The following is a 16,474-nucleotide window of genomic DNA, read 5'->3' as shown; positions in this document are numbered from 1 at the left end:
CCCCTAAATTTCTAATGTCTTGTTGGCGTAGAATTCCTCTAGAGCTGAAACCAACTCATCAATCGAGGTCATATTTTTTCGGTTCCTCATCAACTGATGAGACAGGTCGATATTCATTATTTCCAGCTTTGCACGTATCGCCAAATCTTCAATGTCACGAATATCGGCTACTCCAGCAATACCAATCGTACGACGGGCTAGAGAACACGCGCAAAATCCAATTGCATCTTCGAAAATGCGCTTCATAAAGTTTTGTTTAAAAACAGCTAGATGATCTGCATCAAGTGAATTTTGATAAATTAGTGCCGAACCTTGAGAGTCATTCCACTGACGTAAGAATTCCTTTTCAAACACATTCCAAATCGATTGAATTTCCTTAAGCACCCACACCTGAAATTCAGCCCCACCCTCACGGTAAAAGTGAGATGTATAAGACATTAGGAAGTTCGCAATAATTTTTCCAACATCAAAACCAAATGGACCAAAGAAAGCAAACTCGGTATCAATAACATATGTCTGATCCGATGCCGCCATTAAAGAACCTGTATGCAAATCACCATGGATTAGCGCATCAGTCTTGCTTAGGAACAATTCTTTATAGTGCAGCACACTTTCCAAATATTCCCTATCATTCCTGAATAATTTCAACGCGTATTCATTCATCTCACGATTCTGATAATTTGACTCGTGATCAATGAAAGGAAATGTGAATATAAACTCTTCCGTAAGCTTACATAAATCATCGTTAAGCATAAAATCTTGCATTAACTCACGGCGCTCTACGCTCTGCATACCCAGATAACTTGTCGAAAACAAAGACTTGGCTAAGAAACAACCAATATCACCCCCAAGACCAGAGAAAGTATCCCCCTCGATCATGGAATAACGTAGGACTTTAACCTCACCCAAATCCTGCATTATCAAGACACACATCTCTTCATCAGAATAATAAATGTCTGGCACAAAATCTGGCGTGATTTTATTATAAGCCTCTAACGCCTTAATCTCGATAAGCATGCGATTTTTGTTCAGAGGCCAACTCTCACCTGCCATTCGCAGATAAGGAACAGACTGCTTTAATATTACCGAACGACTAGCATCATCAGAACGTTGAATACGATAAACATAATTCAGATTACCATCACCAATCTCAGAGACGGTGAGCTCTCCACCCTCTCCCAATATTTCCCGACAACGCTCTAAGCCTAGAACATATTCAGAAACGGTCTCACGAGTTAATGTTGTATACATAACGCAATTTACTCTTAAGGTTATCCAATTAGACTATTGTCTGAATACTCTTCAGATTTAGGGTTCACCAGTTGAATAGTTTTAAGAACATCTTCATGGATCACACCATTCGTCATACAAACATCTGATTTGGTCATATCCCAAGGTTCACCTTGGAAATTGGTCACTTTACCACCAGCTTCTTCGACACAAAGAGCACCAGCAGCTATATCCCATGGAGATATATTCAATGTAACAAAACTATCTACACGACCTGCTGCCACTACGTATGCTTCAATGGCTGCAGAGCCCATTTTTCGGAAATCTTTAATATTTTCATTTAGGGCATAGCTCATTTTAGAAAAACGTCTATTAGTCTTATCTCCACCAGGACAACCAACTGAGTAGCTTTTGGAAAGAGCTCCTGTGTCAGATACGCTAACTCGTCTTCCATTGACTGTGCACCCTTGTCCTTTGCGCGCAACAGCAAGTTCTTCAATTAGTGGTGCAAATATGACGCCGGTAATTGGTTGGTTATTGTATGCTAGACAGATTGAAACCGCGAAGAATGGATTGTGGTTTACATAGTTGGAACTACCATCTAATGGGTCAACAACCCAAGTATAAGGGCTCCCATTATCTACTAAACCTGTTTCTTCTGTCAGAAGATTGTGCTCTGGATGGCGGTCAGAAATCAGATCCTTGATTATTTGATCTGCCTCATGATCACGGATCGAAGTAATTTCTTTTGTCAAACCTCGATTTCCTACTGATAGAGTGTCGACACCATAAACCTCAATATGATGACGCTTGTATTCACTCAGCAAGTGCTTTCCGGCCAATACTGCTGCATCCACAGCCGTTTTCGTGAAGAATTCCAACTTTCCAACCTTTCAATTCATTTGCTAAACTGCGCAAGAGAGCAGCAATTCAATAGCTGCACATATTGTGCCAATCTAATAATTCAAGAATACATTCTAATAGGGAAATACGTTTGTATTTATGTTCTGTAAGAACTCTTTACAACGAGCTCACTAAAATTCAGTTAGACGAATGAGTGAATTTTGCATAGTTGACACGATTATTGATCAAAAAATTACTTTCAGGTGGGCACTATTGGCCATCCCGACCTCCCCTATATCTGATTTCGAGGAGGAAATAAGACTATCTTATACTATTCAAAATAGACAGTCAGACATAGAGGTTTACGAACTATAACAAAAACCCCGCCCTGCTTAAACAGAACGGGGCAATTTAGTTTTAGTTCAAAACTATATCTAGTTGTTGATATAGTATTTTGAATAAGCTTTGTAATTGCTCAACGCAGCACCTGAGTGTTTCGATAAACGTTTGAGGTCAACAAATGTAAGAGCCACACCCGCAATGTTCGCACTAAATTCACGCAACACACCCAGAGTTTGGGCAAGAGCCGCGCGACTAGTACGACGCCAACGAGCAGCGACAAGTACTTGGTCTGATTTAGCTGCGATAACACGAGATTCTGCCATAAGAAGAAGCGGTGCAGTATCAACAATAATCAAGTCATAATCAGCTTTTAAGCGCTCAATCATTGCGTCAAATGTTTTAGATCCAAACACATCGCGTGTTGTTTTACGTGATGATGTAAGCGGAAGAATGTCCAACTCAGTTTCCGTATCCTTTTGGATCACATCCTTAAGCTCAACTTCGCCCAATAGATACTCAACAAGACCAACCTTCGGCTTCAATCCTGATGTTTCTGTCAATTGATGACGTCTAAAGTCTCCATCAATAACAAGAGTACGAGAACCTGTCATTGCAGACATACGCGACAATGATAGAGACAAACTTGTTTTACCTTCAGCAGGGAAAGAAGAAGTCACGGTTACCAGTTTAGCTGGATTATCAATGTTAGCGAATTTAACTGATGCACGCAGGTTTCTCATCGATTCTGCATATGCAGACATTGGGTGCTCAATCAAATACTTACCAGGCTTCACTTTTGATCCAATTCCTGATGGAAGCAGAGGTACATTGCCCAAGAATGGAACACCATTACGCTCTTCAATTTCTTCACCTGAAGATACGCGATTGTCCAACAACTCCATGACAATTACGATACCACCAGCGGCTGCTAGGCCAAGAAACAATCCCAAAGCAAAGTTTACAGCTTTACGCGGAAGAGCTGGAGATATCGGCACATCAGCGTAAGCCAGAACACGCGCATCTACATCTTCAATTGTCTCTTGCTGGTTAGTTTCCATAAACTGAGACAAGATTTGCTCATAAAGCGTACGAGAAGCTTCAGCGTTACGTTCCAATTCGCGTAATTTAATATTGGCTTGGTTGTTCTGAGTTAATTCACCACGCAGATTTCCTAAGCTCTCGCGGAGGCTATCTAGACGACGACGTGAAATTGAAACTTCGCTTTCCAAACTTGATACAATTCTACGAACTTCAGCATCGATTTGTGCACGTAAATCACGCTCTTCACCAACGATAGAAATCACATCAGGGTGACGTGGACCATATTTAGTTTCAAGGTCAGCACGCTCACGTGTGATCTGAGCCTGTTGAGTGCGTAGGTTGTTGATCACATTAGACTGTAGTGCTTCTGCCATCGCTTCAGCACCTGCACCAGTATTCAATGAATTACGAACAGCAGCCAAGCGAGCACGACGCTCAGAATATTCTGCTTCCTGCGCAATCATTTGCGCCTGAATGTCAGAAATTTGCTGTTCAGTTAGTGTTTGACCACTAGCACTCAAGAGACCTTGCGATGAACGATAAGATTCAACAGCACGCTCAGCAGCATTTAGTTCACTGCGAAGATCTGTTAGCTGGTCATCAAGCCATTGGTTTGTACGACGAGTTTCTTCAAAACGTGTATCGAGTTGATCTACGAGATATTGGTCAGCAACAGCATTAGCAATAGCAGCTGATCGTCCCGCATCCGTACTGCTAGCAGTCACATAAAACACGAATTTACGACCATCACGTTCAGCTTTTACTTTTGATGCAAGTATTTGAGCTGCTGTTACGATTTCAAGTTCAGCTTTTTCTTCTTCAGTCAGAATTTTTTCTTCGACAACAACTTCTTCTTTTCCCGGAAGGAGAGAAGAAATATAGCCTTTAACATTCCCCTGAAACACTTCCATATCCGTCGGAACATAAAGTGAAGGGTTGAATTCGGCGTGCTTTTGAAGCTCAAGCTTACGCACAACTCTTTGAAGCAATACTGGGCTGGTTATAATTTCAAGCTCAGTTTCAAAGACGCCGGGGTCAGCTGGCAAACCAGATAACACACCGACATCTAAAACTGCGTTTTCACGCTGATCTACAATCACTTTTGTAGCAGATTGATAAATCGGCGTCATTTGCATTGTTAAGAACGCAACAACCGAAAAGATTGAAAGCACCACGATTACAAGAAGCATCAAATTGCGTCTTATCGTGCGAACGATTTGAGACAGACTAATCACCTGATTAGGTCCGCTCTGATTGCCCGGAAACGAACTCATTGCATTCGATTCTATTGGATAAGGATATGCCTTGGTCAAAACTTTGGTCCTTGCGCGCTTTAAAAGCTTGTTACTATACTAAAATTGAGCAGATTTAGACTCCTCCCTTATGGGAAGAGCTTAACTCCAACACCTACAACTGTTTGATCAAAATTGCGGCCCAGCAGATCAGAATCTGAATCACGACCGTTGAAACTCAATGTGAAATCCACATGAGCATTTTGGTTCATTTTGTATGTGGCACCGGCTCGGTAATCATAGAAACCTTGATTATACCCAATGCCAGTTCCTTCAAACTCTTCCACTCCAGATGTTGCGGATGCGTTCAAAAGAATGTTTCTTTTTAGTTCATGCACAACACCTATCTCACCGCGTGTCACTAGCGCTGAAGGAAGGTTTGGCTGTCCAGTGTCTGTTGTATAACTGTCCACACCCACGGAAACTGTTGTCAGCGTCGTTGGCAACCATTGCACATCAGCATTCACAGCTAGACCGGAAATATCTCCAAAACCTGCTGCATCACGCTCTTCTTGAAGGTATCCAACAGCAACTTCACCACGAAGGAGTTGTGAAAGTTGGAAGTTTGAACCCACCTGCAAACGATACCCAGAAGCATCACGAACAAGTCCACCAATTTGAACTGTATCGTAGTCACGCTGCTGGAATGCACTGTTTACAAAGAACGATACATCCGGACTGACAGCATAACCTGCACGAGCACTCAGCTCTGTGTATGTGAAGTCGCGGAATGAACGATCATTCGCAATTCCATTGTTCAATGATGGGTCAGTGAAAGTGATGTTGTCGTATGAAAAGTCACGAACATTTACACCGGCTGTAAAACGAAGAGAATCGCGTTTCCAGTTAGCTTCAGCCCCGGTGCTAAATACATTATACTTAGCAGGCTCACTTGCGAGATCTTGATTAATTGAAAAAATACCACGACGCTCTGTAATATCTTGGTATCCTGCATTCAAAGTAAAATTGAATTCACGCGACACATCAATACGACCACGTAGTGAACCACCAAAATCTGTGTGACTCTCATCACCATTGTCAGTGAATTCGCTGTGATTTACTTCTGCAGAGGCACTTAGAAGGTGTCTGTTCCAATCTGAAGTCAGGTTCAATTTTGGCACAATCATTACAATGATGTCAGACTCTTCTTCGTTATCAACAAAGAATGTAAAGCCTCCATCGTTTACACGACCTTCGCGTCCAGCCGCAAATATGTTTGAGTTTGACTCAACACCAACTCCAAGCTCTGAACGTAATTTGAAACCACCCAGACGAATATCACGCTGTTCAAATTCAGGAAGGTAACGTTCACCAGCACCCTTAATTCTGTCGCGGCGGAACATATCGTCCTGAGCAACAGCTATTTGTGTTCCCATTGCTGTTGTCAGTGCACCAACACCTAGAACTTTAATTAATTTGGTCACGAGGTATCCCCTTTACATTTCTGCGTTAAGTACGCGAGACCTGGATTTCCCCTATACGAGCAATATCGAGGCCAAAATTCACCACAGGTGAGAATTATTCGATTTATACGACAGTTTTTTTGAAAAAATGTCGAATTTAACTCATTTGACGTCACCTAACCATCAAACAAGTAGTTTTCTGAACTCTCATACCAAGCAGCTGCTTAGATCTCGTTCAAAACCGTATAAAAATTGACTCAATTGAGTTTATCTTCAGTTGAGATTTCCAATGATCATTGAGCATGTGTAGTAATGACAAGAAAATTCAAGACAAGACAAGTTAATCTCATATTTCGGTAATGTTATGTGAAACAAAGAGCTCTCAGACAATAGCAATACAATACTAACGCTACTCACAAGTTAACCATACTGTATTTAGCTGTTGTTGAGCGCTACTAAGAACGAGAAATTTTCTTAGATAATATTTTAAAAAACTGATTAAAAACAAATGGAAATGCATCTACACGTGAAAACAGTGCCGATAATACACCTGATACTTGTTTCATTTTCAAGCATTCAACAATTTGTTGAAATACATGCGTGTGCTCTAATCGAGTACGGTATTTTGCAACTGCATTTTTCTCAGCACGTGACAATTTGCCAACATGTCTATTGTCAAATCTCTTAGCTGCATCAACAAGTTTGCTTGTTAATTCGCTAGTCAAACGGTGCGAGATGGACCCTTCTTCAACCTGATACGCATATCCTGCAAATGGCTCAAAAACCATTTTTGCTCCGCCTGCCAACAAGTCCGCAATTAGATAATAATCTTCTGAGTTCCGTAGAGTTTCATCGTAAGACACTCCACGCTTTTTAAGGCTATCAACGTTGATTAAAGGTTTTAAATATCCCAGCCCCGGACCTTTAGACATCATCACATTCTCAAGAACATATTGTTTCAGCCCTATTATGTGACGAGACTTGTATTCTGAACACTCCAGAAAATTGCCCGCATCAATGCGTTGTCCTTTGGCATTCACTCGGATCATGTTGTCGACAATAATGTCTGCTTCTTCTTGATCCGCTATTCTAACCAGTTTTTGCAAACGATCTTCAGCCGTGAACGCATCATCGGCATCAAGAATTGCAATGTAGCGCCCACTTGAATTTTGGATACCGACATTTCTTGCTTTTGAAGGACCGCCATTACTGTCCAGTTTGACAACTTTTAATCGTACATCGCCGTCCGTCAAAGCTTGTACCGTTTCAAATGTCTCATCAGGAGAAGCATCGTCCACTACGATAACTTCAAGAGTTACTCCAGTTTGAGACAACGCTGACTCAATAGCCTTATGAATATATGATTGTGCTTTCCACGCAGCAATAATCACACTGACATCTACAGTCTGAGAAATTTTGTGAGCTTCTCTTTCAACTTTCATATCAACATAACTCACGAACGAACGCGCCCCATAACATTCTGTGGCATCGGCACTAAAACAGTTTTTGATGACAACATTGTAATACCACCAATAAACAGCATAGCCTTACTAATATCAAAAACATTATATAATTCTGATTCTGTCATAGACCTAGCCAGTGCAAGCACTGCTACTATCAAAAAGAAGGCTGAAGCAATATCTTGGTATCGGAAAAAATTACTAATTGCTCTCCAAACGCTAAATGCCAACGGTATAAGGAAAGTTATCAATCCAACATATCCCAAATGCACAATCATTTCGATGTATGAGTTGTGGAAAGAAAAACGTACGCCTTGTTCCTTATAGAAGTATTCTAGCCACCCCTCTGCATCCCCTCTACCGATTTGCCAAAAACCTTCAGCCCCCAGCCCCATAAACGGATGCTTAGGAATCAAATCTTTTGATGCAAATTCCCATAACTCTGTTCGCCCTGTTAAAGTCGCATCCTTGCCCATCATGTCCAAAAATGCATTCACTGGGCCATCAATGAATATAGAAATTGCAATCAATAGAAAACTCATCGCCATGAGACCGCCAGTCAACATCAGAAGTGTTGTACCAGCTTGAACACGCGTAAGTGTTTTCCAAACCGTTCCAATAAAGGTCATCACCAAGAATGCTAGGATAGCCAAAGCTAAGGAAGTTGCAGATTCAACAAGAAAAATACTCAACAAACACAATGGGATAAACAATATCGCGGATGCCTTCTCCCATAGAAAAGACCTTGCTTCGTACAGCATGTACAACGATGCCATAAACATAAACAACATCCGTGTTGCCACAGAGTTTTTCTCAATAAAGCCCATTGGAACGCTATGCGATCCCAAATTGGGAATAAAAGCGATCACTATCAGCGCAACCGGAATGTAACCGTAGTAAATTGCTCTGATGATTTGTTGGGGACTCAATCTAATAGCAATGTAGATCAGCAACATGACATCCAGGAAATGCATCATCCCAAACTTCATTGCTGTGCCCGTATTGGGAGACCACAGCGTAGAAAATAAAACCCACGCTGGAAACAAGAAGAAGAACCACAAATGCCCTAAATATGGTCTTAAGTAATCTCTATTGAGAACGGCCCCGATTATAAATCCGAGCAAGCAGAGATAACGTATCCCTCCCATTCCAGGAAGAACAGTTGCTGTTGAAAAAAACCACACAGCAGCAAGACCAAGTTCCCAATAACTTCCTTCAAAAGGAACCCTCATAGGGACCATTTTGTGTTCTAACGGGTTTTGATCACTGTCTCTCGGGAGAGCCCCGACATTCGTTACCACTATACTCTTCCTTTATAGGTTCTCCGACTTTGTCTCAAACACAATCAGAGTCTCTTATGCCCCTCGCCTATAACATTGAGTACCTTAAGAAACGGATACTCTTAACTGAAAAGATTTGTATATTTCGCAAGGTTTGAACTGCATGTAGCAAAATCCGCGCCAAGAAAATGCAGTCAATGCACTGAAAAAACAAATTAGAAATTGGATTTATTCATATTCAATTGTACATAGGTCCAATACTTGCATTTGAATAGACAATTTTGAAAAGTTAATATTTGGAGTTTCATTATGAGTTTTTTGGCCGCTTTTCTGAAGCTCAGGAATACAAAACTCATGATGTCAGCCACTTGTGCTGCGGCTCTTGCGGTTATCGCGTACCAAGATGGCAACATCTCACACGCCGATGTTCCTTCGAGTGAACAGGAACACTATACAAATAAAAACAAACGCAAATTGATAGACTCTTTCATGTCCACATTTGAGAAAGGGCATGATTATAGAAAATGGTATATTTCTGACTTTATTGTTCAGGATGATTTTTTCCAGAATGCTTGGTCGGCCGACAATCTTCTATTTTTAGACAATGGCGATGTTGCTTTCAGTTTGACCCATGAATCACGTGGAAAAAAAGACTATATTGGTGCCGAGTATCAAAAGACAGGTTGGACACAATATGGTCGTTATGAAACGATTATGAAGTCCGCTAAAGGATCTGGCGTAATTACCGGTTTTTTCACGCACACCGGCCCTTATTTCAAAGATCCGCACGATGAAATTGACATCGAATTTTTGGGCCAAGATACGCATGAAGTTCAGTTCAACATTTTCCGTGATGGGAAGCCCATGGGTGGTTTCACACATGCTCTAGATTATGATGCCAGTGAAGAATTGCATCTATATGCATTTGAGTGGACACCAAACCGAATTACTTGGTTCATCGATGACGAGAAAATATTTGAAACTACTGATCAAGAATTCGATATTCCTGATGCACCCCAACGTTTAATTACCCAAATCTGGACCGGCAACATTTATGATTGGCACGGTAAACCAGATTTTGTAGATGGAACGAGTGCGGTTGTGCGTTGTGTTTCATACACAACGTTGAATGATGATGACACACAAAAATGTTCGGACAAACCAGAACTTTTGACACAATCATCTGTGGAATTGGCCAAAGCAAAATAACTGGTTGCACGCAGCACCACTGTTTGTCCCCAAAGCATAAAAAAAAGCGGAAGCCCTTAACTTCCGCTTTTCTTCACTAAAGTATGTGAAATTTAGTTTTAGGGTTGTTTTTCAACTGGTACGAAAAAATACCCTTTTACAAACCCCAACGCCCAACTGTTGTGCATTGCGGCTAAAGCGAAAGCCGCATTGAAACCTGATAATTTCTTAAGACTTTTTATTCCCAAGACACCCACCAGCACTAGAGCAGCAAAATAAGCGATTGGTGCCATCGTAAATACGGCCAGAAACGGCATTGCTTTTAATAGCCCTGTCGCTTGCAAAGCTGCAAACAAAACACCACTTCCCAACATCATTACGAGATTAATAATCGGAATTGCCTGACGCAATTTTGGTTTAGAGCCATGCTTCTTCATGTTCATCGCGCGGCCACGCCCATATTTGAAATACTGCTTCCAAACACCATTGAAAGTAGGCCTAGGCATATACTCAATACGAGATTCTGCATCCATAAAAATCTGATGGCCAGCTTGAGCTACTCGATAGTCATACTCTGCATCTTCATTATGAGAGAAGTTTTCGTCATACCCCCCCAATTCACGGTACACTGAAAGATCAAAAGCGGCGTGATGCCCATGGTCCACATAACCAGAGCCCTGCCCACCACGGTGAGCCGAGCCTCCGCTTCCAAAAGGCTTATCAACAACCCATGCGTTTGCTTCTTGAAATCCCGATTTTCCAACTGCATCCATTGGCACAACAACAGATGCACAACCAATTTCCTTGAGCTTGGAAGCAACTTTCAACACAAAATTTTCAGGATAGATGGAATGCGCGTCGCAGCGAACCATAATTTTACAGTCTTGAGGCGCATTTTCTGCTGCCAAGTTCAAAGCTGCTGATTGCAATTTTTTTGGATTATTCAAAAGAGATAAGTTTGAGTGCTTCTGTTTTAGAGCTTCGACAATTTCAACAGTCCGGTCATCACTTCCTCCATCCACAACGACGAAGTGAACATCATTCAGAGCCTCATCGCCTTTCATCAAAGATGAGAGGCACTCCTCAATATAATTTTCTTCATTTAAAGTTGGAATTACAGCATAAACTTCTTTTGCTAACTCTAGTGAAAAAGACAAATTACTAAAACTCCAATAAAACAACACCAAAGTGGGTCATAAAAAATCACTGCAAAGCGAATTTGCAAAATCAAAACCACTTCCCCTCCAATAGTCTTAGAAATTACATATGAAAAACATAACAAAGACTGGAAACTGACGCGATTCTCGGTATTAGATTGTGAGAACAATTTATGATGAGCATTTAAAGCGATTTTGAACTCATCGCTGAGAACGATACAGAGAGCAACAGAATTCATGACAGCTATCATCGCAGCTATAGCTAATTTGAAAGGCGGCGTGGGTAAATCAACAACAACCGTGATGCTTGCTGACGGTCTATCTTATTTCTATGGTTTGAATGTTTGTGTGGTAGATCTCGATGCACAAGCCAACTCCAGCCAAATGTTGCTTACGGAACGCGGCGTGCAAATGGCATATGAACAAGGAAAAGGAGCTACTCACCTTCTCTCTAGCTTCATCAAAGGTGAGCCAGCAAATGTTGCAGATTTCATTATGCCCAATGCGGTTTCTTTAGAAGAGCTGCGTATTGCCGAAGAAAATGATGACCGTCTCGGATGGATATCTTCGCTTCCATCTCATCCACACCTACGCCTGCAAGAGATGGGATTAGAAGAAACTTGGTATTCCCAAGCCGGAACCCCTACTTCACTGGCAAACAAACTAGCTGAGCATTTTAAAACCGGTTTTGATGTTCTGCGCGAATACTACGACATAATCCTTTTTGATTGCCCTCCGCACTTGTCACCACTGGCGAGAGCTGGTCTTTCTCTATCAGATGTTTTCGTTATGCCGACCATAGCAGATGCAGTTTCAACATGGGGAACAAAGCAATTCTCAGATTGGGTGGGTGCCAATGTCGCTCCGGATTTGCCATCGAGAAATTTTGTCTTGATCACCCGTTTCAGAAATACTGGCTACTCCAAGCAAATTGCAAATGAACTTCAGGAAGTTTATCTTAAAGATCGATGGTTTGGTCCTAAAATTCCTGAATCGGTACACGTACTAAACGCTATGGAACGCGCAGCACCAGATAGTTATGATACATTCCGTGGGAAATATGGGGGCGTTAAAGGCGATGTTAAACGCCTTTCTGAACGCTTCACAGATTTCCTCAGCCAACAACGAGCGGGACGCAAATGGCAGAAAATGAGAGACTAGACGCGGTTGCTTATCTTGATCGTTTTTTTGACGAATTGAGAGACGAAGTTCGCACCAATCCGAAATTTGCCAACAGGCTTGTTAAAGCAATGGGTGGCAAAGTTGTTTTTGAAGACTCCACAAAAACGGACATCGCCAACCCATATCTATTGGCCGCCGAAGGAAACAAATCTGAGTTCTATACTGTGTTTTCGCCGCTGAAAACAACACAATTGAAGAAGATTTTAAAAGACAATAACCTAGCAACGTCGGTTGATATACGTGGGAAATCACCGAGCCAATTATTAGATATGCTTTATGATAGGGCTTCATTAAAAGTGTCAGAAAGAAAGTCGAGCTACTTTTAAAGCTCGGCTGATATTCTTACTTTTTATTCAAGGCAATTAATCAATCTGAACAATAAGATCACATCTCTTGATTTTGAGTCCTTCCGGAGGAGTAGGCAATTTTGAAATCTCAACCTGCCCCTCATCAATGTCGATCAGTTCACCGGTACTAACTTTCAAGAAATGATGGTGTTGGGTTGTGTTTGTATCAAAAACTACCCGACTTCCACCAACTTCAATCTCACGAAGTAGCTCAATTTCAACAAAACTGTTCAAAGTGTTGTATACACTCGCAAGTGAAATTTTGACGTCGAGCTTCTCTAATTCACTTGCGACCCACTCAGCAGACACATGCTTATTCACCCCATCTAATAGCAATAGCTCTGCTACCGCCAATCTCGGGCGTGTTAATCTCATATCATGAGTATTAAAGAGTTCTACCAGATCATCTTTTGTCATATGTTTTATGTAGTCAAACAATACTAAACCCGCAAGATGCCCTCATAAGAAATATGGAATTAGCTCCTCTAGTTGAAAAATTTCTTTTTCTATAAGAGAAGCTATCCAATATAAGTATCAACTTATTTTCGGGCTTGCTGTGTTTTTTCAATTAGACGCAAAGTTGTACTATCACGATCTTTGTTTTCAGATCCTGATATAGCCTTATCTATCTCTTCGGCCATCACTTTTCCCAGCTCTACCCCCCATTGATCAAACGGGTTGATGCCTAACAGCATGCCGTAAGCGAAAGTGCGATGCTCATACATTGCAATCAAAGCCCCGACTGAACGAGGTGAAATATCTTCCAATATAAACATTGAGGAAGCACGACCACCTTCCATATGCATATGCGGTGCACGTGCTTTTATCGTGTCTTCATCAACACCTTTTTCGCGTAGTTGAACTTCTGCTTCCGCTTCTGAACGTCCTACTAAAAATGCTTCCGCCTGAGCATAAGCATTTGCAAGGAGTGCCTGTCCGTTTTCCTGTTTTCTTTCTTTCAGTCCGGCATTCAACGATACAATAAACTCTGCTGAAGATCGGTCTGTACCTTGATGTAATAACTGGTGAAAAGAATGCTGCCCCAGTGTACCAACTGATCCCCAGGTAATTGGTGCAGTTGTGTCAGCTAATTCACCTTTTCCAGACGCTGCAGATTTACCGTTGGATTCCATCTCTAACTGCTGAAGGAAGTCAGGTAATTTGCGTAAACGGTGAGCATAGGACAGAACAACACGAGACGGCACGTTTCTTTGCGAGTGCAGGTGATAATCCAGCATTGCTAATCTAGCCGGCAGATTTTCTTCTAAAGGCGCATCTCTAAAATGCGTATCCATTTCAGATGCACCCGCTAGAAACTCAGTCCATGCATCATTTCCTAGAGCTATCATTAGAGACAACCCTACAGAAGACCAAACGGAGTACCGTCCGCCTACCGCAGAATCCATTGGGAAAATTCGATCTGCAGGAGCTCCCCAAGTCTGCGCAAGATCCGGAGCAGATGAAACCGCTGCCATATGTTTATTGAGCTGCGCTTCACCCACCTCTTCAATCAACCACTCTCTTGCCAATTTTGCATTAGCTTGCGTCTCTGGTGTCTTGAATGACTTTGAAACGACAACTACCAAAGTAGATTCAGCTTCCAAACCTTCGATCGCTTCAATAAAATCGGCTGGATCAATGTTTGCACAAAAACGAAGATTTGGACCTTTATGACCAATGGGACGCAACGCATCCCAAATCAAACGCGGCCCAAGATCAGATCCACCAATTCCAATATGAAGAATTGTTTTAACTTCAAATCCTAGCTTACCTGCACGAACATTGTTGGCAAATTCGGCACATGCTTCAGCTTGTTGTGCAAATTCTACTGCTTTATCCAAATGATCTGCATTTCCGCGAAGTGCCCAATGCAAAGCTGGACGATTTTCCGATCCATTTACGATTGCACCAGCAAATAGCGCGTCGATCGATTCAGTTAATTTTTGAGATTCAGAAAATACCTTCAATTCTTCATAAGATGATTCACTAATTGGCTGACGCGTTACATCCGCTTCAATGTGAGGACCGCTCCAAACAAACTCTTCATTACGCCCTTTTTCACGAACAATTTCCTTTAATATTTGAAACTTTCCGTTGCCAACTGTGTTTGCCATTGCACTTCCCTTATTTAGCAATTTACACCAATAAATTGATGTGTCCGCGTCACCTTAGCTGCTTTACAACTTTTGAATGACAATCCAATGTTGTCTGATACAATAAATTCAAAATCCGGTCACGAATTAAGGAACATGATTGCATGTTGAAACACCAACACTGGGCATTGGCAATTTTAATGCCGGCTTTGCTAATTGCATGTGAAGATAAACAAACAAATACACCTTCCTCTAGTGAGACGTCTGCCTCTGCACCAGTGCAGCCAGATTCCACACAATCAACAGCGAATTCAGCATCTACTACTGAGACCCCAGAAGAGCCTTCCATTGACCCAAACATTGCGCTAGTTGAAGCACTACCTGCACCTTATAATACCGCAAACTACGACAAAGGTCGCCGCCAATATTCCACATGCAGATCCTGCCATCTTTTAGCTGAAGGTGCTGGTCACAGAGTTGGCCCCAATCTGCATGGCATGTTTGGACGTAAAATCGGTGCTTTGGAAGGGTTTAAATACTCAAAAGCAGTGCAAGAAGCAGATTTTGAATGGACTCCAGAAAAGCTAGATGCATGGCTCGCAAGTCCACGTAAGTTTCTCCCGGGTAACCGTATGACATTTGCGGGTATCTCAAATGAGACTCAACGTAGAAACCTGATCGCCTACTTGATGGTAGAAACAGACAAATAGACTGCATCCACCTTTCATGTCGGTCTGAATTAAAACTTTTTCCAGATCGACATGAACGCGCTGTTTTCTTCAAACGCGCCACTGATCTCCTTGCGAATACCCACGCCTACAAAACTTTTTTGAACTTTTCGGCTGGCACCTATTTCCATTTTCACGAATTCTCGGCCAGGAAACTTCTCAGCAAATGCTTTTACCTGAATATCCCATAATTTCGTAGGTTGAATCCCAACAACAAAGTCAGTCGTTGCATGCTCACACCCTTGCCGTGCACCAATGGCGGAGTTTGTAAATGCATACGCTGGCTTGCCATTGAACTTTCCAGAATAACCAATTGCCCCACCAATTTCTCCACCAAAACCACCGCATGATTGGTCATCCAACTGCTCTCCGACGAAAAAGGCGGAATGCCCGACAATACTCCAATTTTCCCTACGCCATATAGGTCGGCGAATACCAATCTTCCCTGACGATCTGTCATTATAATTCAAGTGCTGCCGCCACACTGTTTCAAGTTTTCCAACCACGGTCCAGTTTTCTTTGAGGCCGTATTCTATGTATGAATCTTGCCTCCACCCCCGGCCAAAATCACCATCTTCGTAGCTTACACCAATATATTGGTAGCCTGCATCTTTTTCCTGAACCCACGCACCAGCAACTGCTATCTGTAGATCAGTAATAAAGAAACCAACGAAACTACTTATAATTAGATTTACAATCTTGCGCGCCATGTCCCCCATCCGCCCCCATTTGAATAGTTGCAAACGATATTGCGCAGCGCTTAAAAGAAAAACAAATACATTCCCCTATATAAACAACGACTTCACCTATTGGTTGTAAACATTTCACTTGATTGAACTTGACGAAGCAGGTCATATATTCCTCAATCAAATCAAGAGCTTTGAGAAT

The 16,474-nt window shown here is 41.9% G+C and carries 14 protein-coding genes; 4 read left to right on the top strand and 10 right to left on the bottom strand.

Annotation, left to right across the window (positions count from 1 at the left end):
* Positions 1–3: 3 nt before the first annotated feature.
* From mtnK to F551_RS0102660, 6 genes are all read right to left on the bottom strand, one after another.
* Complete coding sequence (gene mtnK / locus F551_RS0102685; RefSeq protein ID WP_018995938.1) at positions 4–1,251, bottom strand: S-methyl-5-thioribose kinase; 1,248 nt, start codon at positions 1,249–1,251, stop codon at positions 4–6.
* A 20-nt stretch (positions 1,252–1,271) separates the two neighbouring features.
* Positions 1,272–2,111: an inositol monophosphatase family protein gene (locus F551_RS16135; protein WP_018995937.1), complete on the bottom strand. Its 840-nt coding sequence runs from the start codon at positions 2,109–2,111 to the stop codon at positions 1,272–1,274.
* 396 nt (positions 2,112–2,507) lie between these two features.
* Entirely contained in the window at positions 2,508–4,730 is a 2,223-nt protein-coding gene (locus tag F551_RS0102675) for a GumC family protein (protein ID WP_233355193.1), read from the bottom strand.
* A 107-nt stretch (positions 4,731–4,837) separates the two neighbouring features.
* Positions 4,838–6,172 carry an outer membrane beta-barrel protein gene (locus tag F551_RS0102670; protein ID WP_018995935.1) on the bottom strand — a complete coding sequence of 445 codons (1,335 nt, stop codon included), beginning with the start codon at positions 6,170–6,172 and terminating at the stop codon, positions 4,838–4,840.
* A 434-nt stretch (positions 6,173–6,606) separates the two neighbouring features.
* Positions 6,607–7,608 (bottom strand): glycosyltransferase family 2 protein, encoded by a 1,002-nt coding sequence (locus F551_RS0102665; RefSeq protein WP_018995934.1) that lies wholly within the window; start codon positions 7,606–7,608, stop codon positions 6,607–6,609.
* Positions 7,605–8,912, bottom strand: a complete 1,308-nt coding sequence (locus tag F551_RS0102660; RefSeq protein WP_026296613.1) for an O-antigen ligase family protein — start codon at positions 8,910–8,912, stop codon at positions 7,605–7,607. Before F551_RS0102660 ends, F551_RS0102665 begins: the two co-directional genes overlap by 4 nt.
* A 288-nt stretch (positions 8,913–9,200) precedes the next feature.
* On the opposite strand from F551_RS0102660, the gene F551_RS0102655 reads away from it, so the two are divergent.
* Positions 9,201–10,100, top strand: a complete 900-nt coding sequence (locus tag F551_RS0102655) for a glycoside hydrolase family 16 protein (protein WP_018995932.1) — start codon at positions 9,201–9,203, stop codon at positions 10,098–10,100.
* Positions 10,101–10,198: 98 nt separating this feature from the next.
* Here F551_RS0102655 and F551_RS16130 read toward each other — a convergent pair whose 3' ends face one another.
* Positions 10,199–11,236, bottom strand: a complete 1,038-nt coding sequence (locus F551_RS16130; RefSeq protein WP_018995931.1) for a glycosyltransferase family 2 protein — start codon at positions 11,234–11,236, stop codon at positions 10,199–10,201.
* Positions 11,237–11,473: 237 nt separating this feature from the next.
* Here F551_RS16130 and F551_RS0102645 point away from each other — a divergent pair, with 237 nt between their 5' ends.
* Together F551_RS0102645 and F551_RS0102640 are read left to right on the top strand one after the other, a co-directional pair.
* A complete protein-coding gene (locus F551_RS0102645; RefSeq protein ID WP_018995929.1) occupies positions 11,474–12,397 on the top strand; it encodes a ParA family protein in 924 nt (307 codons plus the stop codon).
* Positions 12,376–12,744, top strand: a complete 369-nt coding sequence (locus tag F551_RS0102640) for a hypothetical protein (protein WP_018995928.1) — start codon at positions 12,376–12,378, stop codon at positions 12,742–12,744. The genes F551_RS0102645 and F551_RS0102640 overlap by 22 nt, the downstream gene beginning before the upstream one ends.
* A gap of 36 nt (positions 12,745–12,780) precedes the next feature.
* Here F551_RS0102640 and F551_RS0102635 read toward each other — a convergent pair whose 3' ends face one another.
* Together F551_RS0102635 and pgi are read right to left on the bottom strand one after the other, a co-directional pair.
* Positions 12,781–13,182 carry a Fur family transcriptional regulator gene (locus tag F551_RS0102635; protein WP_018995927.1) on the bottom strand — a complete coding sequence of 134 codons (402 nt, stop codon included), beginning with the start codon at positions 13,180–13,182 and terminating at the stop codon, positions 12,781–12,783.
* A gap of 122 nt (positions 13,183–13,304) precedes the next feature.
* Positions 13,305–14,879 (bottom strand): glucose-6-phosphate isomerase, encoded by a 1,575-nt coding sequence (gene pgi / locus F551_RS0102630; protein ID WP_018995926.1) that lies wholly within the window; start codon positions 14,877–14,879, stop codon positions 13,305–13,307.
* 143 nt (positions 14,880–15,022) lie between these two features.
* Here pgi and F551_RS0102625 point away from each other — a divergent pair, with 143 nt between their 5' ends.
* A complete protein-coding gene (locus F551_RS0102625; protein WP_018995925.1) occupies positions 15,023–15,568 on the top strand; it encodes a c-type cytochrome in 546 nt (181 codons plus the stop codon).
* Positions 15,569–15,597: 29 nt separating this feature from the next.
* Here the strand turns inward: F551_RS0102625 and F551_RS0102620 are convergent, their stop codons facing one another.
* Positions 15,598–16,296, bottom strand: coding sequence for a hypothetical protein (locus F551_RS0102620; RefSeq protein ID WP_233355192.1), 699 nt, complete (start codon positions 16,294–16,296; stop codon positions 15,598–15,600).
* Between the last annotated feature and the right edge of the window lie 178 nt (positions 16,297–16,474).

The sequence above is a fragment of the Hirschia maritima DSM 19733 genome, assembly GCF_000378345.1.
In the GTDB taxonomy this organism is placed as follows: domain Bacteria; phylum Pseudomonadota; class Alphaproteobacteria; order Caulobacterales; family Hyphomonadaceae; genus Hirschia; species Hirschia maritima.
Note: the sequence above shows the minus strand (reverse complement) of the source record. Positions and strands in the feature narration are given on the sequence as shown.